This is a genomic window from Streptomyces ipomoeae 91-03 (genome assembly GCF_000317595.1).
Lineage (GTDB): Bacteria > Actinomycetota > Actinomycetes > Streptomycetales > Streptomycetaceae > Streptomyces > Streptomyces ipomoeae.
The window spans coordinates 1-24,858 of the sequence record NZ_AEJC01000181.1 but is presented as its reverse complement, the minus strand read 5'-3'; the positions used below and the strand labels follow the sequence as shown (position 1 = coordinate 24,858).

The 24,858-nt window shown below is 71.0% G+C and carries 26 protein-coding genes and 2 pseudogenes; 15 read left to right on the top strand and 13 right to left on the bottom strand.

Going from position 1 to position 24,858, the window contains the following annotated elements; all coding sequences use genetic code 11:
- On the top strand, window positions 1–518 hold a 518-nt coding region (locus STRIP9103_RS11975; RefSeq protein WP_009308686.1), incomplete at its 5' end, for an ATP-binding protein.
- Window positions 519–532: 14 nt separating this feature from the next.
- Window positions 533–1,075 (top strand): DUF6624 domain-containing protein, encoded by a 543-nt coding sequence (locus tag STRIP9103_RS11970; protein WP_009308689.1) that lies wholly within the window; start codon window positions 533–535, stop codon window positions 1,073–1,075.
- Window positions 1,076–1,153: 78 nt separating this feature from the next.
- Here STRIP9103_RS11970 and mraY read toward each other — a convergent pair whose 3' ends face one another.
- Both mraY and STRIP9103_RS11960 read right to left on the bottom strand, forming a co-directional pair.
- Entirely contained in the window at window positions 1,154–2,221 is a 1,068-nt protein-coding gene (mraY, locus tag STRIP9103_RS11965) for a phospho-N-acetylmuramoyl-pentapeptide-transferase (protein ID WP_009308709.1), read from the bottom strand.
- Window positions 2,222–2,297: 76 nt separating this feature from the next.
- Window positions 2,298–3,208: pseudogene (locus tag STRIP9103_RS11960) on the bottom strand (DMT family transporter).
- A 52-nt stretch (window positions 3,209–3,260) separates the two neighbouring features.
- On the opposite strand from STRIP9103_RS11960, the gene STRIP9103_RS11955 reads away from it, so the two are divergent.
- Window positions 3,261–3,773, top strand: coding sequence for a MarR family winged helix-turn-helix transcriptional regulator (locus tag STRIP9103_RS11955; RefSeq protein ID WP_009308710.1), 513 nt, complete (start codon window positions 3,261–3,263; stop codon window positions 3,771–3,773).
- An 88-nt stretch (window positions 3,774–3,861) separates the two neighbouring features.
- Window positions 3,862–4,362, top strand: a complete 501-nt coding sequence (locus STRIP9103_RS11950; RefSeq protein ID WP_009308714.1) for a hypothetical protein — start codon at window positions 3,862–3,864, stop codon at window positions 4,360–4,362.
- A gap of 100 nt (window positions 4,363–4,462) precedes the next feature.
- On the opposite strand, the gene STRIP9103_RS11945 is transcribed toward STRIP9103_RS11950, so the two are convergent.
- From STRIP9103_RS11945 to STRIP9103_RS11935, 3 genes are all read right to left on the bottom strand, one after another.
- A complete protein-coding gene (locus STRIP9103_RS11945) occupies window positions 4,463–5,431 on the bottom strand; it encodes an aldo/keto reductase (protein ID WP_009308702.1) in 969 nt (322 codons plus the stop codon).
- Window positions 5,432–5,517: 86 nt separating this feature from the next.
- Window positions 5,518–6,828: an MFS transporter gene (locus STRIP9103_RS11940; RefSeq protein ID WP_009308688.1), complete on the bottom strand. Its 1,311-nt coding sequence runs from the start codon at window positions 6,826–6,828 to the stop codon at window positions 5,518–5,520.
- 132 nt (window positions 6,829–6,960) lie between these two features.
- Window positions 6,961–7,566, bottom strand: coding sequence for a LysE/ArgO family amino acid transporter (locus STRIP9103_RS11935; RefSeq protein ID WP_048820126.1), 606 nt, complete (start codon window positions 7,564–7,566; stop codon window positions 6,961–6,963).
- 81 nt (window positions 7,567–7,647) lie between these two features.
- Here STRIP9103_RS11935 and STRIP9103_RS11930 point away from each other — a divergent pair, with 81 nt between their 5' ends.
- Window positions 7,648–8,556 (top strand): LysR family transcriptional regulator ArgP, encoded by a 909-nt coding sequence (locus tag STRIP9103_RS11930; protein ID WP_181800238.1) that lies wholly within the window; start codon window positions 7,648–7,650, stop codon window positions 8,554–8,556.
- 66 nt (window positions 8,557–8,622) lie between these two features.
- On the opposite strand, the gene STRIP9103_RS11925 is transcribed toward STRIP9103_RS11930, so the two are convergent.
- Window positions 8,623–9,297: an NUDIX domain-containing protein gene (locus tag STRIP9103_RS11925; RefSeq protein ID WP_009308711.1), complete on the bottom strand. Its 675-nt coding sequence runs from the start codon at window positions 9,295–9,297 to the stop codon at window positions 8,623–8,625.
- A 130-nt stretch (window positions 9,298–9,427) separates the two neighbouring features.
- On the opposite strand from STRIP9103_RS11925, the gene STRIP9103_RS11920 reads away from it, so the two are divergent.
- Both STRIP9103_RS11920 and STRIP9103_RS11915 read left to right on the top strand, forming a co-directional pair.
- The gene (locus STRIP9103_RS11920; RefSeq protein WP_009308695.1) at window positions 9,428–10,105 is read left to right on the top strand and encodes an AIM24 family protein; all 678 of its coding nucleotides are present in this window, start codon (window positions 9,428–9,430) and stop codon (window positions 10,103–10,105) included.
- A gap of 100 nt (window positions 10,106–10,205) precedes the next feature.
- Window positions 10,206–10,748: pseudogene (locus tag STRIP9103_RS11915) on the top strand (alpha-ketoglutarate-dependent dioxygenase AlkB); the annotation flags it as partial.
- 19 nt (window positions 10,749–10,767) lie between these two features.
- Here the strand turns inward: STRIP9103_RS11915 and STRIP9103_RS11910 are convergent.
- The 3 genes from STRIP9103_RS11910 to STRIP9103_RS11900 form a co-directional block, all read right to left on the bottom strand.
- Entirely contained in the window at window positions 10,768–11,979 is a 1,212-nt protein-coding gene (locus tag STRIP9103_RS11910; RefSeq protein ID WP_009308697.1) for an FAD-dependent monooxygenase, read from the bottom strand.
- A 230-nt stretch (window positions 11,980–12,209) separates the two neighbouring features.
- Window positions 12,210–12,920 (bottom strand): ribonuclease H family protein, encoded by a 711-nt coding sequence (locus STRIP9103_RS11905; protein ID WP_009308694.1) that lies wholly within the window; start codon window positions 12,918–12,920, stop codon window positions 12,210–12,212.
- 54 nt (window positions 12,921–12,974) lie between these two features.
- On the bottom strand, window positions 12,975–13,781 hold the full coding sequence (locus STRIP9103_RS11900; RefSeq protein WP_009308698.1) for a VOC family protein: 807 nt from the start codon (window positions 13,779–13,781) through the stop codon (window positions 12,975–12,977).
- Window positions 13,782–13,933: 152 nt separating this feature from the next.
- Here STRIP9103_RS11900 and STRIP9103_RS11895 point away from each other — a divergent pair, with 152 nt between their 5' ends.
- From STRIP9103_RS11895 to STRIP9103_RS11880, 4 genes are all read left to right on the top strand, one after another.
- On the top strand, window positions 13,934–14,950 hold the full coding sequence (locus STRIP9103_RS11895) for a zinc-binding alcohol dehydrogenase family protein (RefSeq protein ID WP_048820129.1): 1,017 nt from the start codon (window positions 13,934–13,936) through the stop codon (window positions 14,948–14,950).
- Between the two features lie 200 nt (window positions 14,951–15,150).
- Window positions 15,151–15,624, top strand: coding sequence for a hypothetical protein (locus STRIP9103_RS11890; protein ID WP_009308692.1), 474 nt, complete (start codon window positions 15,151–15,153; stop codon window positions 15,622–15,624).
- 88 nt (window positions 15,625–15,712) lie between these two features.
- Window positions 15,713–16,408, top strand: a complete 696-nt coding sequence (locus STRIP9103_RS11885) for a DUF3105 domain-containing protein (RefSeq protein WP_009308718.1) — start codon at window positions 15,713–15,715, stop codon at window positions 16,406–16,408.
- A 123-nt stretch (window positions 16,409–16,531) separates the two neighbouring features.
- Window positions 16,532–17,452, top strand: coding sequence for a putative lipoprotein (locus STRIP9103_RS11880; protein ID WP_009308713.1), 921 nt, complete (start codon window positions 16,532–16,534; stop codon window positions 17,450–17,452).
- A 28-nt stretch (window positions 17,453–17,480) separates the two neighbouring features.
- Here the strand turns inward: STRIP9103_RS11880 and STRIP9103_RS11875 are convergent, their stop codons facing one another.
- Together STRIP9103_RS11875 and STRIP9103_RS11870 are read right to left on the bottom strand one after the other, a co-directional pair.
- On the bottom strand, window positions 17,481–18,479 hold the full coding sequence (locus STRIP9103_RS11875; protein WP_009308691.1) for a TerC family protein: 999 nt from the start codon (window positions 18,477–18,479) through the stop codon (window positions 17,481–17,483).
- Window positions 18,480–18,607: 128 nt separating this feature from the next.
- Window positions 18,608–19,090 (bottom strand): VOC family protein, encoded by a 483-nt coding sequence (locus STRIP9103_RS11870; protein WP_009308717.1) that lies wholly within the window; start codon window positions 19,088–19,090, stop codon window positions 18,608–18,610.
- Between the two features lie 280 nt (window positions 19,091–19,370).
- Between STRIP9103_RS11870 and STRIP9103_RS11865 the strand changes: the two genes are divergently transcribed.
- Together STRIP9103_RS11865 and STRIP9103_RS11860 are read left to right on the top strand one after the other, a co-directional pair.
- Window positions 19,371–20,027, top strand: a complete 657-nt coding sequence (locus tag STRIP9103_RS11865) for an ATP-dependent Clp protease proteolytic subunit (RefSeq protein ID WP_009308705.1) — start codon at window positions 19,371–19,373, stop codon at window positions 20,025–20,027.
- Window positions 20,027–20,629 (top strand): ClpP family protease, encoded by a 603-nt coding sequence (locus tag STRIP9103_RS11860; protein WP_048820124.1) that lies wholly within the window; start codon window positions 20,027–20,029, stop codon window positions 20,627–20,629. Before STRIP9103_RS11865 ends, STRIP9103_RS11860 begins: the two co-directional genes overlap by 1 nt.
- Before the next feature lie 63 nt (window positions 20,630–20,692).
- On the opposite strand, the gene STRIP9103_RS11855 is transcribed toward STRIP9103_RS11860, so the two are convergent.
- Window positions 20,693–21,082: a helix-turn-helix domain-containing protein gene (locus tag STRIP9103_RS11855; RefSeq protein WP_009308708.1), complete on the bottom strand. Its 390-nt coding sequence runs from the start codon at window positions 21,080–21,082 to the stop codon at window positions 20,693–20,695.
- Window positions 21,083–21,179: 97 nt separating this feature from the next.
- Between STRIP9103_RS11855 and STRIP9103_RS11850 the strand changes: the two genes are divergently transcribed.
- A complete protein-coding gene (locus STRIP9103_RS11850) occupies window positions 21,180–21,962 on the top strand; it encodes a class I SAM-dependent methyltransferase (protein WP_009308703.1) in 783 nt (260 codons plus the stop codon).
- A gap of 71 nt (window positions 21,963–22,033) precedes the next feature.
- Here the strand turns inward: STRIP9103_RS11850 and STRIP9103_RS11845 are convergent, their stop codons facing one another.
- The gene (locus STRIP9103_RS11845; protein WP_009308700.1) at window positions 22,034–23,278 is read right to left on the bottom strand and encodes a DUF6777 domain-containing protein; all 1,245 of its coding nucleotides are present in this window, start codon (window positions 23,276–23,278) and stop codon (window positions 22,034–22,036) included.
- A gap of 211 nt (window positions 23,279–23,489) precedes the next feature.
- Here STRIP9103_RS11845 and STRIP9103_RS11840 point away from each other — a divergent pair, with 211 nt between their 5' ends.
- Complete coding sequence (locus STRIP9103_RS11840) at window positions 23,490–24,752, top strand: streptophobe family protein (protein ID WP_009308715.1); 1,263 nt, start codon at window positions 23,490–23,492, stop codon at window positions 24,750–24,752.
- Window positions 24,753–24,858 lie beyond the last annotated feature (106 nt).

The following is a 24,858-nucleotide window of genomic DNA, read 5'->3' as shown; positions in this document are numbered from 1 at the left end:
ACCGGCGGCCCGCCACCCCGGTCCGCCCGGCCCCCCACACCCAGGAGGAACTCGATGACGGCAGTCAGTGCCCGAGCCGTGAGCACGGTGGTGCTGTCTTGATCTCACTCAAGAGGTCCCGCCTCTTCCAGATGGCGGTACCCGCGCACCCCTCCTGCGCCGCCCGGGTGCGGCGCATGGTGGCGGCGCACCTCACGCTCTGGGGGCTTCCCGCGCTCGTCGACGACGCCGTGCTGGCCACGGACGAGTTGTTCACCAACGCGGTGCGCCATGCGAGCACCGACCCCGCCGACACCGTCTCCCTCCTCCTCGAATGCTCCGAGCGCGAACTGCGGGTGACGCTCGCCGACCCCTCCCCCGCGCTGCCCCGGCCCCGCGCGGTGGACGGGGCCGCCGAGTCGGGGCGGGGGCTGTCCATCGTGGCCGCGCTGGCCGACGACTGGGGCACGGATCCGCCCGATCCCGGCGCCGTGGGCAAGAAGGTGTGGTTCTCGCTGGCCGTCCGGGAGCCGACATGAGAGATGCCCCAGCCATGGAACACCCACCGTCCGGCAGTCCGGTGCCCGGGAAACAGGTCCTCGCCGCCGAGTTGACGCGCAGGTCAGAGGATGAGCGACGGCTCGCCCAGGAGGCACGGTCGGCCCCCACCGCCGAGGCCCGGAGCCGTATCGCCGAGTGCCGGGCCGGCAACGGGGACGCCCTGCGAGCGATCGTCACCCGCCATGGCTGGCCCACCGCCGAGCTGGTCGGCGAGCCCGCCTCGACGGCGGCCCTGGTGCTCCTGCTGCACTCCCCCGACCTCGGCTTCCAGCTCACCTGCCGCGATCTGATCGCCGAGGCGGTGGCCGACGGCCGCTGCCCCGCCGTGCACCACGCCTACATCGCCGACCACTGCGCCGTCGAACTGGGCCAGCCGCAGTTCTACGGCACCCGCATCAACCCCGGCACGCTCTTCCCGTACCCGATCCGCCACCCCGAGACGGTCGACGAACGCCGCCGCGACGTGGGGCTCGGCCCACTGGTGGAGCATCTGCGGGCGGTGCGGTGCGGATTGGGGGCGAGTGGAGGGCTGTAGGTACTCAGCCCACGCCCGCTCCGGTCGCCCGGCCCGCGCCGCGCCCCGGTCGCTCAGCCCTCGCCCCGCCCCGGCACCTCAGCCCGCGGCCCAGCCCGTGTAGAAGATGCCGACGCCGACGATCACGCAGATGCCCTGGATGGTCCAGAAGCGGACCACCACGAGGACTTCGGACCAACCCTTGAGTTCGAAGTGGTGCTGGAGTGGGGCCATCCGGAAGACACGGCGGCCGGTCAGGCGGAACGAGCCGACCTGGATGATCACGGACAGGGTGATCAGGACGAAGAGGCCGCCCAGTACGGCGACCAGCAGTTCGGTGCGGGAGCAGATGGCGAGGCCCGCCAGGGCGCCGCCGAGGGCGAGCGAGCCGGTGTCACCCATGAAGATCTTGGCGGGTGAGGTGTTCCACCAGAGGAACCCGAAGCAGGCGCCCATCAGCGCGGCGGCGACGACGGCGAGGTCGAGCGGGTCGCGTACCTCGATGCAGGAGGCGGGGTCGGTGAGCTCCATGGCGTTGGCGCACGAGTTCTGGAACTGCCACAGGCCGATGAAGGTGTAGCCGCCGAAGACCATGACCGACGCGCCGGTCGCCAGGCCGTCCAGACCGTCGGTGAGGTTCACGCCGTTCGACATGGCCAAGATCATGAACAGGGCCCAGACGACGAACAGGACGGGTCCGATGGTCCAGCCGAAGTCGGTGACGAACGACAGTTTCAGCGAGGCCGGTGTCTGGCCCCGTTCGTCCGCGAAGCGGATGGCCAACAGGGCGAACACGATGCCGACGATCAGTTGGCCGGCCATCTTCGCCCCGGCCCGCAGGCCCAGTGAACGCCGCTTGACGATCTTGATGTAGTCGTCGAGGAATCCGACGACGCCCATGCCCGCCATCAGGAACAGCACCAGCACACCGGGGTAGGTCGGGCTCTCGCCGGTGATGACCTTGGTCGCGGCGTACGCGACGAGGGTGGCCAGGATGAAGGCGATGCCGCCCATGGTGGGGGTGCCGCGCTTGCCGAGGTGGCCGCGGGGGCCGTCGTCACGGATGAACTGCCCGTAGCCCTTGCGGGCCAGCAGCTTGATCAGCAGCGGTGTGCCGACGAGGGTCAGGAACAGGCCTATGGCCCCCGCAAACAGGATCTGGTTCATCGGACGGCGGTCTCCCCCTCGGGCAGTTCTGGTGGCCGACGGCCGCACCGGTCACGTCGGCCGTCACAGCCACACCCTATGCAGTGGTCCGATCTTGGCCGGACGGTGGGTAGTTGATGGACGAGTCGGGGAGGCGGGGTGTTCGGCCAACCCTGTGCCGGCCGGGGCGGCCGAGGAGCACTCCGGTCAGGACGAGTGCCAGGCCGCACAATTGACGGCCTGTCAGGGCCTCTGCGGCGAGCAGTGTGCCCAGCAGCACGCCCGTGACGGGGTTGAGGAGTCCGATCAGGCCCACGGTGGCCGCGGGCAGGTGGCGCAGCCCGGCGAACCAGACGGCGAAGGCCAACGCGGTGGCGATCAGGGAGACATGGGCGAAGGCGAGGAGCGCCGGTGTGTCGAGCGCGGGCGGCGCGCCCTCCACGACCGCGGCGAGCGGCAGCAGGAGCAGGCCTCCGACGGTGAGTTGCCAGGCGGTCGAGGCGAGGACGTCGGCTCCGGCGTTCCAGCGTTTGGTCAGGATGTGGCCGAAGGACGACACCAGCATGGCCCCGGCCGAGGCGAGGGCTCCGGGCACACTCACCGCCCCCTCGCCCGTGAGCAGCATGAGACAGACACCGGCGAGCCCGACCACGGCGCCGGCCAGGTGGGCGAGGCCGGGGCGCTCGGACACCATGGACCAGGCGATCAGCATCATCGTCAGCGGGGACGCGGCCATGACCGTCGAGGCGACGCTCGTCGGAACAGCTGCGAGGCGGCGTAGACGAGGACGAAGAACACGCTCACGTTGAGCAGCCCGAGCACGGCGGACCGCCACCACCACGCGCCGCGGGGCGTACGCCGGCTCAGGGCGAGCAGGACGAGGCCCGCGGGCAGCGCCCGCAGGGCCGCCCCGTACAGCGGGTGGTCGGCCGGCAGGTACTCGTGGGTGACGTAGTAGTTGGCCCCCCAGGCCACCGGCGCGACCGCGGTCAGGGCCACCCATCGCATATTGGCTTCCATGGAAGGCAATATAGCTTCCTGGGAAGCTACCATGGTGGGCATGGAGGAACGTGAACCGCTGGACCGTGTGGCCCGCATCCGGGAGGACTGGCGTCGGGAACGTCCGGACCTCGACGTCGGCCCGCAGGGAGTGATCGGGCGGCTGCACCGGCTGGCCGACCGGCTCACCGAGGAACTGTGTCTCGTGTACGGCCGCTACGGGCTCGGCGAGGGCGAGTTCGACGTGCTGTGCGCCCTGCGTCGCGCCGGTGAGCCCTTCGAACGGGCACCCGGTGAGCTGGCCGCGCACACCATGGTCACCACCGGGGCGATGACGAAGCGGATCGACCGGCTGGAGCGGGCCGGTCTGGTCACCCGCCGCCGCGCGGCCGACGACCAGCGCGGCCGGATCGTCGCCCTCACCCGGCCCGGACGCGAGCTGATCGACCAGGCGTTCACCGATCACATGCGCAACGAGCGCCGTCTGCTGGATCTGCTGTCGCCCTCCGAGGCCGAGTCACTCGAAGCGCTGCTGACCACCTGGCTGTCCCGCATGGAGAATCCGCAACCGTAGGCCCCGCACCGCCTTTGGCCCTGAGGGACCGGACGCCGGACGGCATCGACCGCTCAGGCACACAGCAGAAACTGAGACACTGCACGCCATGGCGTCCTTCACTCCCGCACGCGCTCTGCTGATGCTCACCACCGGGCTGACCTGCCTGCTGATGGCCGGCGGCGCCCTCATCGGCGCCCTGCTCGGCGGTGGCCTCATCGCCCTGGGCGCGGCCGTGTGCGCGGGGCTCGTCGGCATGGTGGGTTCGCTGATCGTGCGGCGGCGGGCGATGGCGCACTTCGCCATGGCGCAACGGCAGGCCGGGCAGCGGGGGTACGCCGAGGGCATCGCCCACGGTGTGCTGATCCATGTGACCGCGTACGAGGCCGCCGTGTTCCCCCGTACCGGGCCCAGCGGTGTCACCCCGGAGGAGCGTGAGGCCCGCCGCACCATCGCCTATCGGATGGCCGCCCTCGACGAAGTCCCGCAGCGTGTGCGACTGGCCGCGGCGGACGCGCTCGCCCTCCTGGACAAGACCGACCGGGAGGGCTCGGAGGAAGCGCTCGCCCGGCTCGCCACCACCGTGCGCCTGGAGTACGCCCGGCCGTGACGGACGCCCCCGGCGCACGGGGGCGGGACCGGCGCGGCCGGGGGCACGAAGCGGGCCCCCCTGCCGTACGGCCGCCCGTCTCTCCCGTCGGCGCCGGGTCTCAGTGGCCGCTGATCGCGCGCGGTGTGTAGGCCTGCTCCAGCTCTTCGGTCTCCTTCTCCGTGAGGGTGATGTCGAGAGCGGCCACGGCGTCGTCGAGGTGGTGGGGCTTGGTGGCGCCGACGATGGGCGCGGCGACGGTGGGGCGGCTCAGCAGCCAGGCGAGGGCGATCCGGGCGCGGGGGACGCCGCGTTCGCCGGCGATGCGGGTGACGGCGTCGACGATCTCGCGGTCACCCTCCTGGTAGAGGGTGCGGCCGAAGTTGTCGGTCGCGCTGCGTTCGGTGACGGTGCCCCAGTCACGGGTGAGGCGGCCCCGGGCGAGCGGGCTCCAGGGCAGGGTGGCGACGCCCTGGTCCGCGCACAGCGGGAGCATCTCGCGCTCCTCCTCGCGGTAGAGGAGGTTGTAGTGGTTCTGCATGGACACGAAGCGCGTCCAGCCGTTCAGCCGGGCGGTGTACTGCATCTTGGCGAACTGCCAGGCGTACATCGAGCTCGCCCCGATGTAGCGGGCCTTGCCCGCTTTGACGACGTCGTGCAGGGCCTCCATGGTCTCCTCGACCGGGGTGTCCGGGTCGAAGCGGTGGATCTGGTAGAGGTCCACGTAGTCGGTGCCGAGGCGGCTGAGGCTGTTGTCGATCTCCGTCATGACGGCCTTGCGGGACAGGCCCCGGCCGTTGGGGCCCTGGTGCATGGCGCCGTTGACCTTGGTGGCGATGACGATCTCTTCGCGCCGCGCGTACTGTGTGAGCACGCGGCCCACGATCTCCTCGCTGGTGCCGTCGGAGTAGACGTTCGCCGTGTCGAAGAAGTTGATCCCGGCGTCCAGCGCCTGACGGATCAACGGGCGTGACGCCTCCTCGTCCAGGGTCCACTCGTGCGTGCCGCGGTCGGGGAGCCCGAAACTCATGCATCCCACACAGATCCGGGACACGTCCAGACCCGTCGGGCCGAGCTTCACGTACTGCATCGCTGCTCCTCCTGCCTGTGGGGGGGGCGAACTGCCTGTGGTGCGAGCCGACAAGCAGCGTACGAAAGATCGTGTGTGTCGACCGGTCAGATCCGGTAGCGGCGCAGTGCCGGTGTCGCCGTCGCCAGCAGCAGCATGGCGGCGATGACGAGCAGCCCACCGCCGACGACGGCCGTACGGGCGCCGAAGGCAGCGCCGGCGGTGCCGTGCAGGACGTCGGCCAGACGGGGGCCGCCGGCGACGACCACGGTGAACACGCCCTGCATCCGGCCGCGCATCTCGTCGGTGGCGGCGGACAGCAGGATGGCCCCGCGGAAGACCATGGAGACCATGTCGGCGACCCCGGCGGCGGCGAGGAACACCACGGCGAGCCACAGGCTGGTGCTCAACCCGAAGCCGGTGATGGCCGCGCCCCAGGCCATGACGGCGGCGATGACCATGAGGCCGTGCCGGTTGGAGCGGGAGAAGGTGCCCGACGTCAGGCCGCCGACGACGGCGCCGATGGGGATCGCCGCGAACAGCAGGCCCAGGGCGAGGCCTTCGCCGTAGGGGGCGTAGGTCGTGTCGGCGAGTTGGGGGAAGAGGGCGCGGGGCATGCCGAGGACCATCGCGATGATGTCGGCGAGGAAGGACAGCAGGAGCACCTTGTGCAGGGCGATGTACCGGAAGCCCTCGGCGACCTCCCGCCAGCCGGCGCGCCGGGTCCCGGCGGTGTCCAGGGGCGGCAGGGCGGGGAGCCGGTAGACCGCCCAGAGGGTGATACAGAGGGCCAGCGCGTCGATCAGGTACAGCTCGGCCAGGCCGATGACCGGGATGAGGGCGCCGGCGAGCAAGGGCCCTGCCACCAGGCCGAGTTGCATCACTGTCGAGCCGAGAGCGCCGGCCGCGGCGAGTTCGTCGGCGGGGACGAGGCGGGCGACGGAGGCGTTGCGGGCGGGTGAGTTGAGGCCGAAGAAGGCCTGCTGGAGGGCGAGCAGCACCATCAGCGCCCAGACGGATTCGAGTCCGGTGACGGCCTGGACCCAGAACAGCACCGAGGTGACGGCGATACCGGCGTTGGTGATCAGGAGCAGGGTGCGGCGGTCCACGCTGTCGGCGACCGCGCCGCCCCACAGCGCGAACACCACCATGGGCACCAGACCGGCGAGGCTGGCGTAGCCGACCCACGCCGAGGAGCCGGTGATGTCGTAGATCTGCTTGGGCACGGCGACGGCGGTCAGCTGGCTGCCGACCGCTGTGACGATCGTCGACGACCACAGCCGCCGGTAGGCCGGGCGGCGCAGGGGGCGGGTGTCCATCGCCCAGCGGCGCCAGCCGCGACGGGGTGTCGGCCCGGGGGCGGATGTGTCGTCCTCCGGGGCGGTGTTGTCGCCGGTGCTGCTCTTGGTGGTGTCCACGCGCGTCCTGTGCTCGATACATCTTTCGCTGTGAAGACCACTATCGCGGAGGCCACGGCCGCCGGGACAGGCGATTTCGCCGCCGTCTCACATGCTGTCCACCCGCATACCGCCTGTTCGCGCCCTGTCGGCTCAGGCTCCGGCGATCAGCATGCCCCCGATCCCGAGCATCGTCACCGCGACCAGGCCGTCCAGGACGCGCCAGGCCCGCGGGCGGGACAGGAACCGGCTGAGCAGCCGGGCACCGAAGCCGAGGCCGGCGAACCAGCACAGGCTCGCGGTGGCGGCACCGAGGCCGAAGGTCCAGCGCAGCGGCCCCTGGTCGGCGGCGATGGAGCCGAGCAGGAACACGGTGTCCAGGTAGACGTGCGGGTTGAGCCAGGTCAGCGCCAGGCAGGTGAGGACGGCCCGGCGCCGTGAGCCGGCCGTTCCGGTCTCCGCCCGCAGCGCGTCGCCGCCCGGCCGCAGGGCGCGGCGTGCGGCGAGGGCGCCGTAGACGAGCAGAAAGCCGCCACCGGCGAGGGCGACCGCGGTCAGGGCCTCGGGCCAGGCGACGACCAGGGCGCCGACCCCGCCGACGCCGAGCGCGATCAGGACGACGTCGGAGAGGGCGCAGACGGCGACGACCGGGAGCACGGCGTCCCTGTGGATGCCCTGGCGGAGGACGAAGGCGTTCTGGGCGCCGATGGCGACGATCAGGGAGAGGCCGGTGCCGAATCCGGCGGCAAGGGCGGTCATTTCGTTGAACACGACAATGACGCTAGGAGAGCCGATGGCGGGAGTACAGCTAAAGATTCTTAAGTATCATTAGCGATTGTGATGTCCCAGCTTCCGCTCGATCTGGTGCGGACCCTGCTCGCCGTGGTGGACGAGGGCACGTTCGACGCGGCGGCCGGTGCCCTGCATGTGACCCCGTCGGCGGTCAGTCAGCGGGTCAAGGCGCTGGAACAGCGCGTCGGCCGGGTGCTGCTGATCCGTACGAAGCCGGTGCGGCCGACCGAGTCCGGTGAGGTGATCGTCCGGTTCGCCCGTCAGCTGGCCCGGCTCGAACACGACGCCCACACCGCGCTCGGCATGACCGGCTCCCGTGAGACGACACGCGTGTCCATCGCGGTGAACGCCGACTCGCTCGCCACCTGGTTCCTGCCCGCCCTCGTCCGCGTGCCCGAGGAGGTACGACCCTGCTATGAGCTGCGCCGGGAGGACGAGGCCCGCACGGCGCGGCTGCTGCGCGAGGGGCTGGTGATGGCGGCGGTCACCTCGTCGCCGGACGCGGTGGCCGGCTGCTCGGTGCGCGCGCTGGGCCGGATGCGGTACGTCCCCGCCGCGAGCCCGGCCTTCGCCGAGCGGTGGTTCGGCGGCGTCGGGTCCGGGGCGCCGCTCAAGGAAGTGATCGCCGACGCGCCGGTCGTCTTCTTCGACCGGCACGACGACTTCCAGGACGGGTTCGTACGGAAGCTGAAGCAGGGCGGGCGGGCGAGTTCCGTCCGGCATTACGTGCCGACCTCGGAGGGCTTCCTCGATGCCGTGGCCGCCGGGATGGGCTGGGGCATGCTCCCCGAGGCGCAGGCCACGCCGCTGCTCGACGACGGCCGCCTCGTCGCGCTGGCTCCGGAGCGGAACATGGACGTCACGCTGTACTGGCAGCAGTGGAAGCTGGACTCTCCCGCGCTCACGGCCGTGGCGGAGGCGGTCGCCGCCGAGGCCGCCGAGGCGCTCCACCGCTGAGGGGCCGTCCCCATCGCGTACGGGACGGCCCCGCCGGCACACCGGACCCAGCCCGCAGGGCCGGCCCTACGCCTTGCTTCCGGCGCTGAACGGGCCCTCCAGCGCCGCCCATTGGAGCAGCATGATGGTCTTCGCATCGGCGATCTCCCCGCTGCGGATCATCTCCAGGGCCCGGCGGAAGGGCAGTTCGACGATCTCGATGTCCTCGCCCTCCTCGTCGAGGCCGCCGCCCTCGTGGGTGCGGGTCGACGGGCCGTACGGGGCGGCGTAGAAGCTGACGCGCTCGGTGACCGAGCCGGGGCTCATATAGATGTCGAAGACGTGCTGGATCTCGCCGATGGTGTGGCCGGTCTCCTCGATCACCTCGCGCCGCACGGCGACCTCCGGGTGCTCGTCCTCCTCGTCGAGGAGTCCGCCCGGGGTCTCGACGAGCATTCCGTCGGGGTGGCCGTTGACGTACACCGGGTAGCGGAACTGCCTGGTGAGCAGCACGGTTTCGCGTTCGGTGTCGTAGAGGAGGACGGTCGCGCCGTTGCCCCGGTCATGGGTCTCGCGCTCCTGGGTGCTCCAGGAGCCGTCGGCGCGCTGGAAGTCGAAGGTGGTGGTGCGCTCCACGTACCAGTGGCTGGACAGCAGTTTCACGTCGCGCACCTTGACCCGTGGATTGCCGGTGAGGTCACGGCCGGTGCGGTCGAGTCCGGTGCGGCCCCGGCGGTCCGGGGTGTCGATGCCGGCGGTCATCGGGGGAGGGCCGAACGGGAGTTGGAACGGAAGCAGTCGAACTTGGTCATGCCCGCTTTTACCACTCCACTCCGGCGACTGTCAGGCATTCCCCTTGGCGGAATCGGGTGATCCGGGACAGCATTCCCTCATGAAGAGCGATCTTTTCTCGAACGAGAACATGGTGCAGCCGGCACACGCGCCGGGGATGAGCGTCCAGAACGCCAAGTCCATCAAGTACGCCGTAAACGGTGAGATGTTGGCCCGACAGGGCGCGATGATCGCCTTCCGGGGGAACCTTCAGTTCGAGCGCAAGGGCCAGGGCGTGGGTGGCATGCTCAAGCGCGCGATGACCGGGGAGGGGCTGCCGCTGATGGCGGTGCGCGGGCAGGGCGAGGCCTGGTTCGCGCACGAGGCGCAGAACTGCTTCATCGTCGACATCGAGCCCGGCGACGTGTTCACCGTCAACGGCCGCAACGTGCTGTGCTTCGACGCCACGCTGTCGTACGACATCAAGACCGTGAAGGGCGCCGGCATGACCGGTGGCGGCCTGTTCAACAGCGTGTTCACCGGGCAGGGCAGGCTGGGGCTGGTCTGCGACGGCAATCCACTGGTCATCCCGGTCTCGCCGCAGCTGCCCGTGTACGTCGACACGGACGCGGTCGTCGGCTGGACGGCCAATCTGCACACCTCGCTGCATCGCTCGCAGTCCTTCGGCTCGATGATCCGCGGTGGCTCCGGAGAGGCGGTCCAGCTGAAGCTGGAGGGCGAGGGGTTCGTCGTCGTACGGCCGAGCGAGCTGACGCCACAGAAGGCCCAGCAGCACTGAGGGCGGGGTGAGGGAGGAGCCGGGGCCGGAGGGCGGGGCGTTCGCGGGTGAGCAGGATACGACGACCCCGCCAGGCGAACACCTTTTCGAATGATGTGAGCTCGGCGCCGGGGCGTGGGGCGATCTGCTGCCCGGCCGGCTCGGCGGGGCCGACGCGCTGTTCACCAGGCTCGCCGAGAAGGTGCCCTGGCGGGCGGAGCGGCGGCAGATGTACGAACAGGTCGTGGACGTACCCCGGCTGCTCGCGTACTACCGGGCCGGCGAGACCCTGCCGCACCCGCTCCTGGACGAGGCCCGGGACGCGCTCAGCGATCACTACGCCGACGAGCTGGGCGAGCCGTTCGCCACGGCCGGGCTGTGCTGCCACCGCGACGGCCGGGACAGCGTGGCCCGGCACGGCGACCGGATCGGGCGGGGCGCCCGGGAGGACACGATGGTGGCCATCCTGCCCGTGGGCGACCCCCGCGACCTGGCCCCGCGCCCGCACGGCGGCGGGGAGACCCCGCGGTTCCCGCTCGGGCACGGCGATCTGATCGTGATGGGCGGCTCCTGCCGGCGCACATGGGACCACGCGATACCCAAGTCGACCCGGGCGATGGGGCCGCGCATCAGCATCCGGTTCCGGCCGGAGGGCGTGAACTGACCGGCAGCCGGGGCGTCGGCTACTTCCGGCCGGCGAGCACCCGCGACTGCGACGTCCGCGCCAGCTTCGGGCCCAGCCAGCGCTTGAGGCGGCGCAGGGCCTCCAGTCGGCCGGCGGCACGGTCGAGACGGTAGTAGAGCTGGGGCGGTACGTACGGCAGCAGCGGGGAGTGCCGTTGGCCGAGGAGGGCGAACATCTGCTCAGGGGGGAGGTGGATGTAGCGCTGGAGGTTCTCGTACCACTGGGCGCTGTAGCGGGCCGCGCTCTGCAGGCGCAGGAGTTCGGACCTGCGGCGCCGTTCGTACGCGGCGAGCGCGGCCTCCCGCTGCGGGTGGGTGCCGAGGGCTTCGGCGAGGCAGAGGGCGTCCTCCAGGGCGAGGGTGGTGCCGGCGCCGATGGAGTAGTGGGTGGTGTGGGCGGCGTCGCCGAGCAGGACGACGTTGCCGTGGCGCCAGGTGCGGTTGGTCAGGGTGCGGAAGTGCAGCCACTGGGCGGTGCCGTCGCCCTGGTCCCGGCCGATCAGGGGGTGGCCGTCCAGGATGTCGGCGAAGAGCTTCTCCAGCAGGGCCAGTCCGTCCGCCTCGCTCATGCGGTCCAGAGCCAGGCCTCTCAGGGTCTCGGGGGCGCACTCGATGACGCAGGTGCTCTGCTCGTCGCTGAACTTGTAGGCGTAGGCCCAGATCCAGCCGTGGTCGGTCTCCTGGAAGGAGAAGGTGAAGGCGTCGAAGACCTTGGTGGTGCCGAGCCAGATGTAGGAATTGCGGCCGAGGACGATGTCGCTGCCGAACCGTTCGGCGAATCGTCCGCGCACCACGCTGTTGACGCCGTCGCCCGCGACGACCAGATCGGCGTCCGGCAGGTCGTCGGCCGTGATCTCGTGCTCGTACTCCAGGTGTACGCCGAGGGACCGGGCCCGTTCGCCGAGCAGTTCGAGCAGGCGGCGCCGACCGATGCCGAAGCCCTCGTCGCCGGGCTGGACGGTCGAGCGGTCGCGGACGTGGGCCACGCCGGCGTTCCAGCTGACGGAGTTCTCACTGATGGCGAGGGCCGTCTCGGGGTCGCTCGCGCGGAGCTTGTCCAGCAGTTCGGCCCAGTAGGTCACGCCCCAGCCGTAGGTGGATCCGGCCGGGTTCCGTTCGTGGACGGTGATGTCGTGGGACGGGTCCTGACGCTTCATCAGGATCGAGAAGTAGAGGCTTGCGGGTCCGCCGCCGACGCACGCGATCTTCACGCACACTCCCGTTTTGTTGCGCAAAGCGATCAATTGGACACGAAGAGTAGCAGCGTGAGGGTGCTTTCAGTCCGTGTCGCTTTGTTCATGGCGCCGAGCTCGGCCGGCGCGCCGGAGCGTGACCACGGCCACCGGATTCACGGCCGCATCGGAAGATCGCCGGTGGCACAGCCGCCACCCGGGCGCGACGTGCCCCGGCCGTCGGTCGGGGCCTTCCCGGAAGCGGAGGGTCAGGCCGTTCCGGCCGCCGCCGTACGGCACTCGGGGTGACCCCAGCCCTGGTCGTTCTTGGCGATGGGCTCGCCCGCCGCGTAGGACCGCCCGCAGACGCAGCGGCCGGGGAACTTCGCCTTGATCGTGCGCGAGGAGGACGATGCCGAACCCGACCTGCCCGACCTCGCGGACTTCTTCGGCGCGCCGCGGCGGGCCGGGACATCGGGTGTGGCCGGTGGTTCCGGGGAGCCGAGGTCGCTGCCCGCGGGTTCCTGGACGGTGGCCGCCTGGCTCGCGGCGCGGTCGGCGAAGTCATTGAGGCGGTCGCCGTCGACCTGGTGGGCGGGGACGTAGCGGAACTCCACCGAGCGGCCCGCGAGCAACTCGTCGATGCGTACGACGAGCTCCTGGTTGGCGACCGGCTTGCCTGCGGCCGTGCGCCAGCCGTTGCGCTTCCAGCCGGGCAGCCAGGTGGTGACGGCCTTCATCGCGTACTGGGAGTCCATCCGGATCTCGATCGGGACGTCCGGGTCGGTGGCGGCCAACAGCCGCTCCAGCGCGGTGAGTTCGGCGATGTTGTTGGTGGCCCTGCCCAGCGGGCCGGCCTCCCAGCGGGAGGGGATCTCATCGCTCTCGGCGACCACCCAGGCCCAGCCGGCTGGTCCGGGGTTTCCCTTGGCGGCTCCGTCACAGGCGGCCACAACACGTTCCGACATGGACTCGATCATGCCACGAGCCGGGGTGCGGGAGCGTCCACGGGCCCCGTACACCAGGAGTTCGGTTCAGCCGACGTCGGTCAGCTTGGGCATCTCGCCCTGGGTGGTGGTGACGTCGATGACAGAGAACGACGCGCCCTGCGGGTCGCTGAGTGCGGCGAAGCGGCCGAAGGGGGTGTCCATCGGGCCGAAGCGCAGGACGCCGCCCGGCTTCGTGGCCTTGGCGACCGCGTCGTCACAGTCCGCGACGGTGAAGTAGACGTTGATGTACGACGGCACCTCGGGCGGGAACTCCTCCGTCATCTTCATACGGCCGAGGACGTGGTTCTCCCCGATGTCGAAGACCCGGAAGTCCATGTCGGGGTTGTCGGGGTCGTCCATCTGCTTGGACCGGTACGGGAAGACCTTCGGGAAGAACGCGTCGGACTTCTCGGGCTCACGGGTGAAGATCTCGGCCCAGGCGTACGCGCCGGGGGTGCCCTCGGCCTCGAAGCCCTTGTGGGTGCCGGACTGCCAGACGCCGAAGACGACGCCGCTCGGGTCACGGGCCAGCAGCATGGAGCCGAAGTCGCCGACCTGCATCGGTTCCATCAGCAGTTCGCCGCCGTTGTCACGGATTCTCGTCGCGGTGGCGTTCACATCGGGGGAAGCGAGATACAGGCACCAGGCGGACTGGCCCTCCTGCCCGGGCATCGGCGGCACGACGGCGGCCACCGCCTTGCCGCCCGCGTACGCCTGTGTGTAGTTGCCGTACGCGGAGGACGCCTCGCCGAACGTCCAGCCCAGTACGTCGCCGTAGAAGCTCTTCGCCCCCTCGATGTCGCTGAACATGGCGTCGGCCCAACAGGGCGTTCCCTCGGGGTGTGCGGCCATGGCTGGCACTCTCCTCGGTTCGGCGGGTGGTTGCCCCCGGTCTCACGCTAGCCAGGAGTGGGCCCGGTCGCGCGCCGAACTGGACGGATCGCAGGAAACTGGTGTGTGCGGGGCGTTGCGGTCGTCGGGGGCGAGGGGACGGGGATCGGATGATGCGGGCGTGGGAGGTGGTCCGGCCGGGGCCGATCGAGGACGGACCCCTGCGGTTCGTGGAGCGGCCGGTCCCGGTGCCGCGGGCCGATGAACTGCTGGTCCATGTGCGCGCCTGCGGGGTGTGCCGGACCGATCTGCACGTCAGCGAGGGCGATCTGCCCGTGCGCCGGGCGGGTGTGACGCCCGGGCACGAGGTCGTCGGCGAGGTGGTGGCGACGGGTGCGGACGCACGGGGGCACACGGTGGGCGACCGGGTGGGGATCGCCTGGCTACGGCACACCGACGGCACATGCGGGTACTGCGTGCGCGGGTCCGAGAACCTGTGCCCGGCCTCGACGTACACGGGCTGGGACGCGCACGGCGGCTACGCCGAGTACACGACCGTGCCCGCCGCCTTCGCCTATCCGCTGCCGGGCGGCGTCGACGAAGTGACGCTCGCTCCGCTGCTGTGCGCGGGCATCATCGGCTACCGGGCGCTGAAGCGGGCCTCGCTGCCGCCGGGCGGGCGGCTCGGGCTGTACGGCTTCGGCGGCAGCGCCCATCTGTGCGCCCAGCTCGCGCTGGCACTCGGTGCTCGGGTGCACGTCATGACACGGGGCGCGGCGGCACGGCGGCTCGCCCTGGAGCTGGGGTGCGCCTCGGTGCGCGGGGCGCACGAGCCGCCGCCGGAGCCGTTGGACAGCGCGATCCTGTTCGCGCCGGCCGGCGATCTCGTCCCGGTGGCGCTGCGGGCCCTCGACCGGGGCGGTGTGCTGGCGGTCGCCGGCATCCATCTCACCGACACACCGCCCCTGCGCTACGAGGCCGAGCTGTTCTACGAGAAGGAGCTCCGCAGCGTCACCTCCAACACCCGCGAGGACGGCCGGGAGTTCCTGGCCCTCGCCGCCCGGCACGGCGTACACGCCACCACGCACACCTATCCGCTGTCGGGGGCGCCGGAAGCGCTGCGGGACCTCAAGGCGGGCCGCTTCGACGGCGCGGCCGTGCTGGTCAACGACCTGCCTGTGCGGCACTGACGTCGGCCGGGCGACGCGGGCCGGGGCGACCGGTCGGCGCGGGCCGGGGCGGTCGACTGGGGCGGGCCGGGGGTGTCGGACGCGTCACCTGGTCGGGGCCGAGGGGTGGATGCGCGCGGTGTGGGGCCACGGCTGTGTGTCTTCTGATAATTTCAGCGCTCGATCGCACTCCCGTTCGCCTCGACTCGTGAGGTGCCTCCATGTCCGGCCGACCGTTCCGACGTACGGCGCTGCCGTGCGCCCTCGGCCGGTCCGCACACCTGGTACTCGCGCTGGCGCTGACCATCTCGGCCCTCGTGCTGTTCTGCGCGGGCCCTCCCGTCGGTGAGGCGCCGGTGCGGAGTCCGCATGCGGTGTCGGCGGCGCCGACGGCTTCCGCGGCGGCGTCGGCTTCGGCTTCGGCGGTGGTGTCGGCTTCGGTGGCCAAGCGGCCGGTCGCCGTGCGGGCCCATCGTGCGGAGCCCGACCCCTGCGAGCACGACTCCGGTGGCCATGACTGCCACTCCCCCGACCCGCGCGCGGTCCTGGGACATGTGCCGCTGCCCGGTGCGGACCACACCGCCGCGCCCGGGCAACCGGCGGCGGCTCCGGCGCTCATGGCGCCGGTCCGGTCCGGGGAACCCGGTCGGGACCGTCCTCCCGATCTCCATGAACTGCAGTTGCTCCGGGTCTAGGCCGGCCGCCCGCCCCGTGTGACAGACCGAAGACGACTCGCAGGACCGCCATGCCCGTGCGGGGCGCGGCGGGGAGAAGGACATCCTCATGGCTTCATCGAAGGCGAAGGCCAAGAACAGCGGCCCGAAGGGCACCAACAACGCCAAGGGCAGGAACAACAGCCCCAAGGCCAGGGAGGCGGCGCGGCGCGCCCGCGTCGAGGAGATACGCAAGGCCGAGCAGGCCCGAGAGCGGCGGATGCGGCTGATCACCATCGGCGCCACCACCGCGATCCTCCTCGGTCTGGTCGGCGGCGGCTGGTACCTGATCGACGCGGCGAACGCGAAGGACGAGGCGAAGGCCGCGCCGATCGACGGTGTGAAGAGCTGGTCGAAGCTCACCCAGAACCATGTCAGCGGGACCGTCGACTACAAGATGAGCCCGCCGGTCGGCGGCGACCACAACCAGGTGTGGGTCAACTGCGACAAGCAGGTGTACACCAAGGCCGTGCCGAACGAGAACGCCGTGCACGGGCTGGAGCACGGCGCCGTCTGGATCACGTACAACGACAAGGCGGCCAAGGCGGACGTGGAGGCGCTGACCGAGAAGGTCACCAACACGACGTACACCTTCATGAGCCCGTACGAGGACCAGGACTCGCCGATCGTGCTGAGCGCCTGGGAGCACCAGTTGAAGGTGGACAAGGCCTCCGACCCCCGGGTGCAGAAGTTCCTCGACAAGTACGTGCAGGGCGAGCAGACACCGGAGCCGGGTGCCGCGTGCTCCGGTGGCATGACCCCGTGAGGTGACCCGGTGAGGGGCGCCCGGCCGGTCCGGGCGCCCTCGTGGCCGACGCGGGTCTTCCCCCTTGCCCCCGGCTGTGCTTGCCTGGGGAGCCGTTTCGATGGCCGGGGCGGGAGTCGTCGTATGCGCAAGCCGTGGATCGTGGGAGTGGTGGGGGCACTGCTGGCCGGGCTGCTGCTCGGCGCGTGCGGGGATCCTCAGGCCCCTCCCGCCGAGGCGCCACCGGAGGCCTCGGCACCGGACAGCTCACCGACCACGCGGCAGCGGGCCGCCACCGCCTCCCCTAGTGACCGCCCGGCGAAGACCGCGCCCAAGGTGCTCTACCTCGGGGACTCGCTGGCCATGGAGAACCAGAAGGTCCTCGGCAAGCTCCTCGAGGACGACCTCGACGCCCGGTACACCAGCGCCCCGTACTCGGGCACCACCCTGTGCGACTACCTGGAGGGCACCGCCGACCGGTCGCTCGTGCCGCCGCAGGACAAGGCGGCGGCGCTGGTGCGGCGGCTGCGTCCCGACTATGTCGTGCTGCAGTTCTGGGGCAACGCGTGGGACTACACGCCATGCATGGACGGGATCACGTACGACAAGGCCCGCGCGCGGTACTTCGAGCGGTACTCGGCCGCCGCGTCGCAGCTCACCGAGCAGATCGCGAACGCGGGTGGCACGCACCGGCCGACGATCGTGTGGGTGCTGCAGGGGCCGGACCCGATCACCCCGGACCGCGTGCGCCGCGTCAACGCCCTCTACGAGAAGCAGGCCGAGGCCTCCGGTGACATGGTGGCCGACGCGGGCAAGGCCGTGAGCCCGGCCTCGGACCGCTACGCGTGGACGCAGTACCTGCCGTGCACCGCGTACGAGCGCGAGCACGACGGCTACTGCACGCAGCCCGGCCAGGGGCGTACGGCCCTCCATCTCGACGAGGACTATCTGCACTTCTGTCTGGCCCCGACGACGTCGAAACCGAAGCCGTGCCCGGTGCTCTCCCCCGGCATCACACGGATCGCCCGGGAGATCACACGGGCGATCGCCGACGCGAGTGCCTAGACCGGCTGCGGCAAGGTGACCGGGGCGGCTAGATCTGCTGCGAGGTGCGCTCGGCCTCCGCCGTGCCCGCCGTCTGCTCCTCCTGCTGCTGCTTCTTGGAGGCCCACAGGCTGGTCGCGGTCGTCACGGCGAGGACGAGGACGATGAAGCCGAGCGAGAAGGGGATGGAGATCTCCGGTACGTGGACGCCGGACTCGTGCAGGGCGTGCAGCACCAGCTTGACGCCGATGAAGCCGAGGATGATCGACAGGCCGTAGGAGAGGTGGACGAGCTTCTTCAGCAGGCCGCCGATGAGGAAGTACAGCTGGCGCAGGCCCATCAGGGCGAAGGCGTTGGCCGTGAACACGATGTACGGGTCCTGGGTGAGGCCGTAGATCGCGGGGATCGAGTCGAGGGCGAACAGCACGTCGGTGGAGCCGATCGCGAGCATCACGACCAGCATCGGCGTCATGACGCGCTTGCCGTTCTGTTCGATCCACAGCTTGGTGCCGTGGTAGCGGTCGGCCACGCCGAAACGCTTCTCGGCGGCCTTGAGGAGCTTGTTCTCCTCCCACTCCTCCTCCGACTCGTCCGCCCTGGCCTCCTGGATCAGCTTCCAGGCGGTGTAGATCAGGAACGCGCCGAAGATGTAGAAGACCCAGGAGAAGCTGGAGATGATCGCCGCGCCGGCCGCGATGAAGATCGCGCGGAGCACCAGGGCCATGAGGACGCCGACCATCAGGACGCGCTGCTGGTACTGCGAGGGCACGGCGAACTTCGCCATGATCAGTACGAAGACGAAGAGGTTGTCGACGCTCAGGGACTTCTCGGTGATGAAGCCCGCGAAGAACTCTCCCGCGGGCTTGCCCCCGCCGACCGCCAGTACGCCCAGCCCGAACGCGATCGCCAGGGCGATCCAGACGGCGGACCAGATGCCGGCTTCCCTGATCGACACGTCGTGGGGTTTGCGCCCGATGAAGAAGTCGACGGAGACGAGCACGCACAGGGCCGCGATGGTGAGCAGCCAGGCGGTGAGGGAGACGTTCACTGTTCCTCCGGGTACAGGTGGTGCACAGGAAAGCCTCACCGGCCCCGTGGGGCATCGCTACCCGGCCGGGGTAAAGAACTGCCGAAATCCCTGTGTGCGGGGCGTGCGCGCGGTGTGCGTCGGCTGCGCTATTCGCCCGCGTACGCCTTCTGCAGGGCGGCGATGTCGAACTTGCCCATCGAGAGCATCTCCTTGGTCGCTCGGGTGGCCTTCTCCGGGTCCGGGTCGTTCATCATCTCCATGAGCTCGGCGGGCGTGACCTGCCAGGACACGCCGAACCTGTCCTTGAGCCAGCCGCAGGGGCCCTCCTCGCCGCCGCCCTCGATGAGCCTGTTCCAGTAGTAGTCGATCTCGTCCTGGTCCTCGCAGATGATCTGGAACGAGATCGCCTCGTTGAACTTGAACTCCGGGCCGCCGTTCAGGGCGATGAACCGCTGCCCGTTGGCCACGAACTCCACGGTGAGCACGGAGCCGGTCGGCCCGGGCCCGGCCTCGTTGTAGCGGGTGACCCGGCCGAGCCGGGTGTTCTTGAAGACCGAGACATAAAAAGCGGCTGCCTCCTCGGCCTGGCCGTCGAACCACAGGCAGGTGGTGAAACCGTCGCTGGACATGAGCGCCTCCTCCGGCGGGGTGTGCCGCATCCGTATCGGATGGGGTGTGCCGTCATCCGTATCGACCGATCCTGATGCGGAAACTCATCGGTGGCGCGGGCATGAGTCGCGACGAGCGGGGAGGCCGGCGGCGCTCCGCGGAGATGGGGCGGAGTTGGGGCGGCCGGTGCTCTGCTGTCGGCGAATCTGCTGCGGGCAGAGAAAGGCCAGGTCAGGGGCTGCCGGTGGGGAGAGTGGGGGCAGCGGCCACCGCGGTCGCGTCACCCACAGGGAGGAACGCATGACTCCACCGATCACCGGCTGGGCTTCACCGCTCGCCCCGCGCGCCGAGGAGGGCGACACCCCGCCGTCCCGCTTCGACGACCATCTCGCCGCGCAGCTTCTCGCGCAGCGGATCGTCTTTCTCGGCACGCAGGTCGACGAGGTCTCCGCGAACCGGGTCTGCGCCCAGTTGCTGCTGCTGTCGGCGGAGGACCCGCGTACCGACATCAGCCTCTACATCAACAGCCCGGGCGGTTCCGTGACGGCGGGCCTCGCCATCTACGACACGATGCGGCTGATCCCGAACGACGTGTCGACGCTGGCCATGGGCTTCGCGGCGAGCATGGGCCAGTTCCTGCTGAGCGTGGGCTCGCACGGCAAGCGGTTCGCGCTGCCCAACGCGCGGATCATGATGCACCAGCCGTCGGCGGGCATCGGCGGGACCACCGCCGACATCGAGATCCAGGCGGAGAACCTGGAGTTCATCAAGAAGGCGATCGAGCGGATCACCGCGGAGCACACCGGCCAGACCCCGGAGACCATCGCCCGGGACGGCGACCGCGACCGCTGGTTCACGGCCGAACAGGCCAAGGAGTACGGGATGGTCGACCGGGTCATCGAGTCGCTCGACGACGTACGGCCGACCTCTTCGCGTCGACGGATGGGACTGCAGTGATGGGCACCTACACCATTCCGAACGTGGTCGAGCGGACCCCGCAGGGCGAGCGGTCGTACGACGTCTTCAGCCGGCTGCTGTCCGAGCGGATCATCTTCCTCGGCACGGAGATCGACGACGGAGTGGCGAACGTCGTCATCGCGCAGCTGCTGCATCTGGAGTCGTCGGCGCCGGAGAGCGAGATCGCGATCTACATCAACTCGCCCGGGGGATCGTTCACTTCACTGATGGCGATCTACGACACGATGACGTTCGTGCGGGCGCCGATCTCGACGGTCTGTGTGGGGCAGGCCGCGTCCACGGCGGCGGTGCTGCTCGCCGGCGGGGATCCCGGGCGGCGGTTCGTGCTGGAGCACGCGCGGGTGCTGCTGGGGCAGCCGGCCAGTGGGGGCAGCCGGGGGACGGTGTCGGACCTCGCGCTCCACGCCAAGGAGATGGTTCGGATCCGGGCACAGGTCGAGGAGGTCCTTGCCCGGCATACGCACCATGATGTGGCGGACCTGCGTGCGGACATGGATCGGGACAAGGTGTTCACCGCGGGGGAAGCGGTGGCGTACGGGCTGGCCGATGAGGTGGTCAGTCGTCGGTTGGCAGGAGTGTGAGGAGGTAGCGGCTGACGGTTCGCCCACCAGGTGGGGCCGCGCCCCTTACGGGGCGCGGGGTCGTCAGGCGGCCACCAGGCACAGCCCGTTGTAGGGGGCGGTGCTCGTGGTGCGCGTGCGCGTCCTGTGCCGGGTCAGTTCGTCCTGGGCCAGCGAAAGCAGATCGGTCAGGCGGAGGCCGAGGGCCTGGGCCGCGGCTGCCAGGACCTCCGACGACGCCTCCTTGCGGCCCCGTTCCACCTCGGAGAGGTACGGCATGGAGATGCGGGCCGCGTCGGCCACGTCCTTGAGCGTGCGTTCCTGGGCCAGGCGTTCGCGCCGGAGCACGTCTCCCACGAGGTCGCGCCAGAGGGGTTCCTTGGCGGGTGGGCCGGGCTCGGGGGCGTGGGCCGGTGGGGCCGCCGCCGGGCGCAGGGGGATGACGCGGGCTTCGTTGGACGCTTGTCGGCTCACTCCTCCAGACTATGAGCCCTGAGCGGGACGGGAAGGGATCGGCGTTCCGCCCTCAGGGGAATCCGGGTCCGGAAGAGTGCGAGGGAAGGGTACGGCGATGCTGCGGGCCATTTTCAACGAGGCGGCGGAGCTGTACGACCAGGCCCGGCCCCGCTATCCCGACTCGTTGGTGGCGGAGTTGGCGGCGCGGACGGGCCTGGGCCCCGGCTCGCGTGTGCTGGAGATCGGCCCCGGGACGGGTCAACTCACGGTGCCCGTGGCCGAGTTCGGGTGTGACATCACGGCGGTCGAGCTCGGGCCGGCGATGGCGGAGGTGGCCCGGCGCAATCTGCGGCCGTTCCCTCGGGCGCGGGTGGAGGTGGCCGAGTTCGAGCAGTGGCCGCTGCCCGCCGAGCCGTTCGACGTGGTGATGTGCGCGACCGCGTTCCACTGGATCGATCCGGCGGTACGGGTCGCCAAGGTGGGCCGCGCCCTGCGCCCCGGAGGCACCTTCGCGCTCGTCACCACGGAACACGTCAAGGGCGGCACCCTCGACTTCTTCGCCCGGGTGCAGGAAGCCTACGAGTACTGGGACCCCTCCACGCCGCCCGGTCTGCGGCTGCGGGACGAGTCCGAGATCGCCACGGACACCGCCGAGTTGGCCGGGTGGGACGACCTCCGCTCGTACCGGTGCACGCGGGAGATCACCTACTCGACGCAGGAGTACATCGACGTGCTCCTCACCTACTCCGGGCACCGCGCGCTCGACGCGGCTTCCCGCGAAGGGCTGTTGGGCGCCATCCGGGAACTGATCGACACACGCCACGGCGGCCGGATCACCAAGTGCTATCTGCATGAACTGATCACGGCTCGACGTCCGGCGGAGATCGACGGCCACTGACCGACGTGGCGGTAGCGGCGCGGTATCCGCTGTCCCGCCATGGGGGTGGCGGCCCGCGCGGGGCCCGCCCTCTAGGGGTACTCCGCTTCCGACGTGGGCTCGGTGGACGGGCCGTCCGGTTCGTCCGGAGCCGAGGAGGACGGGCTCGTCGAGGACGACGAGGGCGACGTCGCAGAGGACGACGAGGGGCATGGGCTCGTGGCCCGGCCGTCGTCCGTCGAGGGGCACGGCTCCGGCGAATCGGTGGGCGGGGGCTCGGAGAACGAGGTCGTCGCCGAGGGGGACGGCTGGTTGGCAGGTGGAGGGGACTTCTTGTCGTGCTTGCCCGTGTCGCCGGCGGGGCGGCTGAACCAGTCGTCCTGTTCGGGGTCGTAGATGATGAAGACCTTGATGACGACCGTCGAGGGCTGCACGACCACGACGTTCTGCGGCCGGTACGACGGCCAGGAGTCGCCCCTCGGCTTCGGCGTGGTCTTGAGCGGGACCGGCGGCGTCAGCGGGTTGCCGCAGGCACACCGCACCCGGGGCACCCCTCGGTCGTCGACGAGGACGGCGGTGCCCGCCTGGAGGACGGCCTGATAGGCGGTGGCGGTCCCGTCGCGGTAGCCGTGGTTGGTGACCCTGGTGTCCAGGCGCAGCTGCACCGGGGTGAACGAGCGCAGCCGTGCCGGGACCGCGGAGGGCCGGACGCCGAGGACCGAGGCGAACGCCCTGTTGCGGGCCGAAGCGGCCCGGAGGAACTTGATCTGCTTTTCGACGTCGCAGGCGGCGACATGACGGGTGCCGCCGTAGAGGCCGGGCGCCGAACCGCGCACGGCGCGTGTGACGTGGGGCGGTTCCGAGCGGCTGGGTGTCACCTCCAGTGTCGCGGGCGGGGCGGAGCTGTCCGTCGCCGTCGAGTCCGTGTACGGGTCGGGGCCCAACTTGTCCGAGGCCTGGAGGAAGACCTCTCCGCCCTCTGAATCCCCGGAGCCGCCGGAGCCGCCGGAGCGGGTGAAGACCACGGCCAGGACCACGGCGACGACGGCCGCGGTGGCGATGAGCGCGATACGGGGGGCGGAGCGCCACCAGGGACCGGGGCCGCCCGGTCCCTGACCGGAGTCGCCGGGGCCTCCGCCCGGACCACCCGGACCGCCTGGACCGCCCGGGCCTCCGCCGGTGTCGCCCGGACCTGAGGGGCCGCTCGGCGGCTCCGGGGGCGCCTCGCCACTCGGGTGTGTCGGACCGGGCGGGGTCGGGCCGGGCTTCGACGGCCCGGAAAGAGGGCCGGAGGGAGGTCCGGTCGGGCGGCCGGAGGGCGGCTGTTCGACGCTCACGGGTCTTCTCCCGCCGTAGGGATCCTGTGGCGTTTTCCATACTTCACGCATTTGCTGCGCTTATTACTGTTTTGCTCAACGACAGGCTCATTGTGTGCTCCGGTGCCAGGCACCCCGCAAGCCGAGGCGGGGCGGCCGGTCCGGCGCGCGGAGTGTCGCCGGCGTGCTTAGCGTGGCAAGAGTGAGTACCCAGAGCCTGCGCCCCGAGCAGATGCCCTCCGAGCGGACGGTCACCCGGCACGGCTGGCTCCAGGCCCTCGGCACCGTGCTCGCCGGGCTGATCGTGATGGTCGTGGTGGCCGCGCTCGGGCTGTGGGCGGCGGGCGCGGCGGACCTCCCGGACAACGCGTTCCCCCGGGTGGTCGCGGCCACCGTCGTGACGGCGGTCGGCGGCACGATCGAGCTCGCCGGCGGCGCCGGGATCATCGCCGAGACCCGGGCCGGTCTGACGGTGATCCCGCTGTCGGTGACGCTCGCCGGTGCGTTGACGTTCGCCGCCGGGTTTCTGCGACCCCTGCGGCACAGGGCGGTCGCGGGGGCGCCCGAACTGGCGGGCTGGGCCGCCCGGATCGCCGTGCTGTGGCTGGCGGCGCTCATCGGCGTCTCGCTCGGGGCCCGGCAGACCTTCGCGATCCCGCTGCTGGGCGAGGTGGGCGACTTCTTCGGTGTCTCGGCGGAGGTGGGCTTCAAGACCGACGTGCCCGTGACCGTCCTCTTCGGGCTGCTGTGGCTCGCCGGGGTCCTTGTGCTGGCCCTGCTGGTCTCGCGCGGGGCACCGCTTCCGGCGCGGCTGCTGCGGTTCCAGGAGTCGGTGCGCCCGGCCGCGTACGCCATGGTCGTACTGCTGTTGGCGTACGTCGCCCTGGGGCTGGTGATCGCGCTGGTGGTGGCGCTCACACGCGGGCACGCGGCCGAGACGGCCGGGGTGATTCTGCTGGGTCTGCCGAACCTGGTGTGGCTGTCCTTCACGATCGGGCTCGGCGCCACCTGGGACGGCCGGGTGGAGGGGCCGTTCGGGCTGCCGATGCCGCATGTCCTGGACGAGGTGCTGCGCGGGTCCGAGGTCTCGACCCTGAACCTGGACTCGCTGACCGAGCACGACGGCAGGGTGTGGTGGCTGGTGGTCGTGAACGTGGTTCTGCTGCTGATGGCCGCGTTCGTGATGGCGGCTCGCTCCCCGGTCCGCGTACGGCTGTGGCAGCACGCCGTGCACATGGCGGTCGCCCTCGTGCTCACCGTCCTGATGATCTGCCTCGTCGCCCGGCTCTCCGCGCACTACGGACTGTCGGTCCTGGGCATCGGCGACCTCGGCGGCGATCTGAACGGGGAGCTGTCCCTGCGCCCCCGGTTGTGGTCCGCGCTGGGGCTGGCCCTGGCGTGGGGGCTGGTGACCGGGTTCCTGGGCGGTGTGCTGGCGAAGAGGGTTCGGCGGCGGGGCGAGGTCGGCGCGGGCGCGGGGTTCGACACCGGTTAGGGGGTCCGGCATCGGTGGGGAGGGACAGGCCCGCGCCGGTTCGGAACGGCGGGCCGACATCGGCTCGGGCAGTCCGGCGTCGCGCAGCACGTCGGCGATGGACAGG

What these genes read in the sequence shown, in the direction of transcription:
- STRIP9103_RS11885 (WP_009308718.1), top strand. Translation starts at nt 15,713, where the DNA reads ATGGCTTCATCGAAGGCGAAGGCCAAGAACAGCGGCCCGAAGGGCACC.
- STRIP9103_RS11955 (WP_009308710.1), top strand. Translation starts at nt 3,261, where the DNA reads ATGGAGGAACGTGAACCGCTGGACCGTGTGGCCCGCATCCGGGAGGAC.
- STRIP9103_RS11930 (WP_181800238.1), top strand. Translation starts at nt 7,648, where the DNA reads ATGTCCCAGCTTCCGCTCGATCTGGTGCGGACCCTGCTCGCCGTGGTG.
- STRIP9103_RS11950 (WP_009308714.1), top strand. Translation starts at nt 3,862, where the DNA reads ATGGCGTCCTTCACTCCCGCACGCGCTCTGCTGATGCTCACCACCGGG.
- STRIP9103_RS11890 (WP_009308692.1), top strand. Translation starts at nt 15,151, where the DNA reads ATGTCCGGCCGACCGTTCCGACGTACGGCGCTGCCGTGCGCCCTCGGC.
- STRIP9103_RS11880 (WP_009308713.1), top strand. Translation starts at nt 16,532, where the DNA reads ATGCGCAAGCCGTGGATCGTGGGAGTGGTGGGGGCACTGCTGGCCGGG.
- STRIP9103_RS11900 (WP_009308698.1), bottom strand. Translation starts at nt 13,781, where the DNA reads ATGGCCGCACACCCCGAGGGAACGCCCTGTTGGGCCGACGCCATGTTC.
- STRIP9103_RS11935 (WP_048820126.1), bottom strand. Translation starts at nt 7,566, where the DNA reads ATGACCGCCCTTGCCGCCGGATTCGGCACCGGCCTCTCCCTGATCGTC.
- STRIP9103_RS11970 (WP_009308689.1), top strand. Translation starts at nt 533, where the DNA reads ATGGAACACCCACCGTCCGGCAGTCCGGTGCCCGGGAAACAGGTCCTC.
- mraY (WP_009308709.1), bottom strand. Translation starts at nt 2,221, where the DNA reads ATGAACCAGATCCTGTTTGCGGGGGCCATAGGCCTGTTCCTGACCCTC.
- STRIP9103_RS11865 (WP_009308705.1), top strand. Translation starts at nt 19,371, where the DNA reads ATGACTCCACCGATCACCGGCTGGGCTTCACCGCTCGCCCCGCGCGCC.
- STRIP9103_RS11870 (WP_009308717.1), bottom strand. Translation starts at nt 19,090, where the DNA reads ATGTCCAGCGACGGTTTCACCACCTGCCTGTGGTTCGACGGCCAGGCC.
- STRIP9103_RS11945 (WP_009308702.1), bottom strand. Translation starts at nt 5,431, where the DNA reads ATGCAGTACGTGAAGCTCGGCCCGACGGGTCTGGACGTGTCCCGGATC.
- STRIP9103_RS11905 (WP_009308694.1), bottom strand. Translation starts at nt 12,920, where the DNA reads ATGATCGAGTCCATGTCGGAACGTGTTGTGGCCGCCTGTGACGGAGCC.
- STRIP9103_RS11925 (WP_009308711.1), bottom strand. Translation starts at nt 9,297, where the DNA reads ATGACCGCCGGCATCGACACCCCGGACCGCCGGGGCCGCACCGGACTC.
- STRIP9103_RS11895 (WP_048820129.1), top strand. Translation starts at nt 13,934, where the DNA reads ATGCGGGCGTGGGAGGTGGTCCGGCCGGGGCCGATCGAGGACGGACCC.
- STRIP9103_RS11860 (WP_048820124.1), top strand. Translation starts at nt 20,027, where the DNA reads ATGGGCACCTACACCATTCCGAACGTGGTCGAGCGGACCCCGCAGGGC.
- STRIP9103_RS11920 (WP_009308695.1), top strand. Translation starts at nt 9,428, where the DNA reads ATGAAGAGCGATCTTTTCTCGAACGAGAACATGGTGCAGCCGGCACAC.
- STRIP9103_RS11850 (WP_009308703.1), top strand. Translation starts at nt 21,180, where the DNA reads ATGCTGCGGGCCATTTTCAACGAGGCGGCGGAGCTGTACGACCAGGCC.
- STRIP9103_RS11840 (WP_009308715.1), top strand. Translation starts at nt 23,490, where the DNA reads ATGCCCTCCGAGCGGACGGTCACCCGGCACGGCTGGCTCCAGGCCCTC.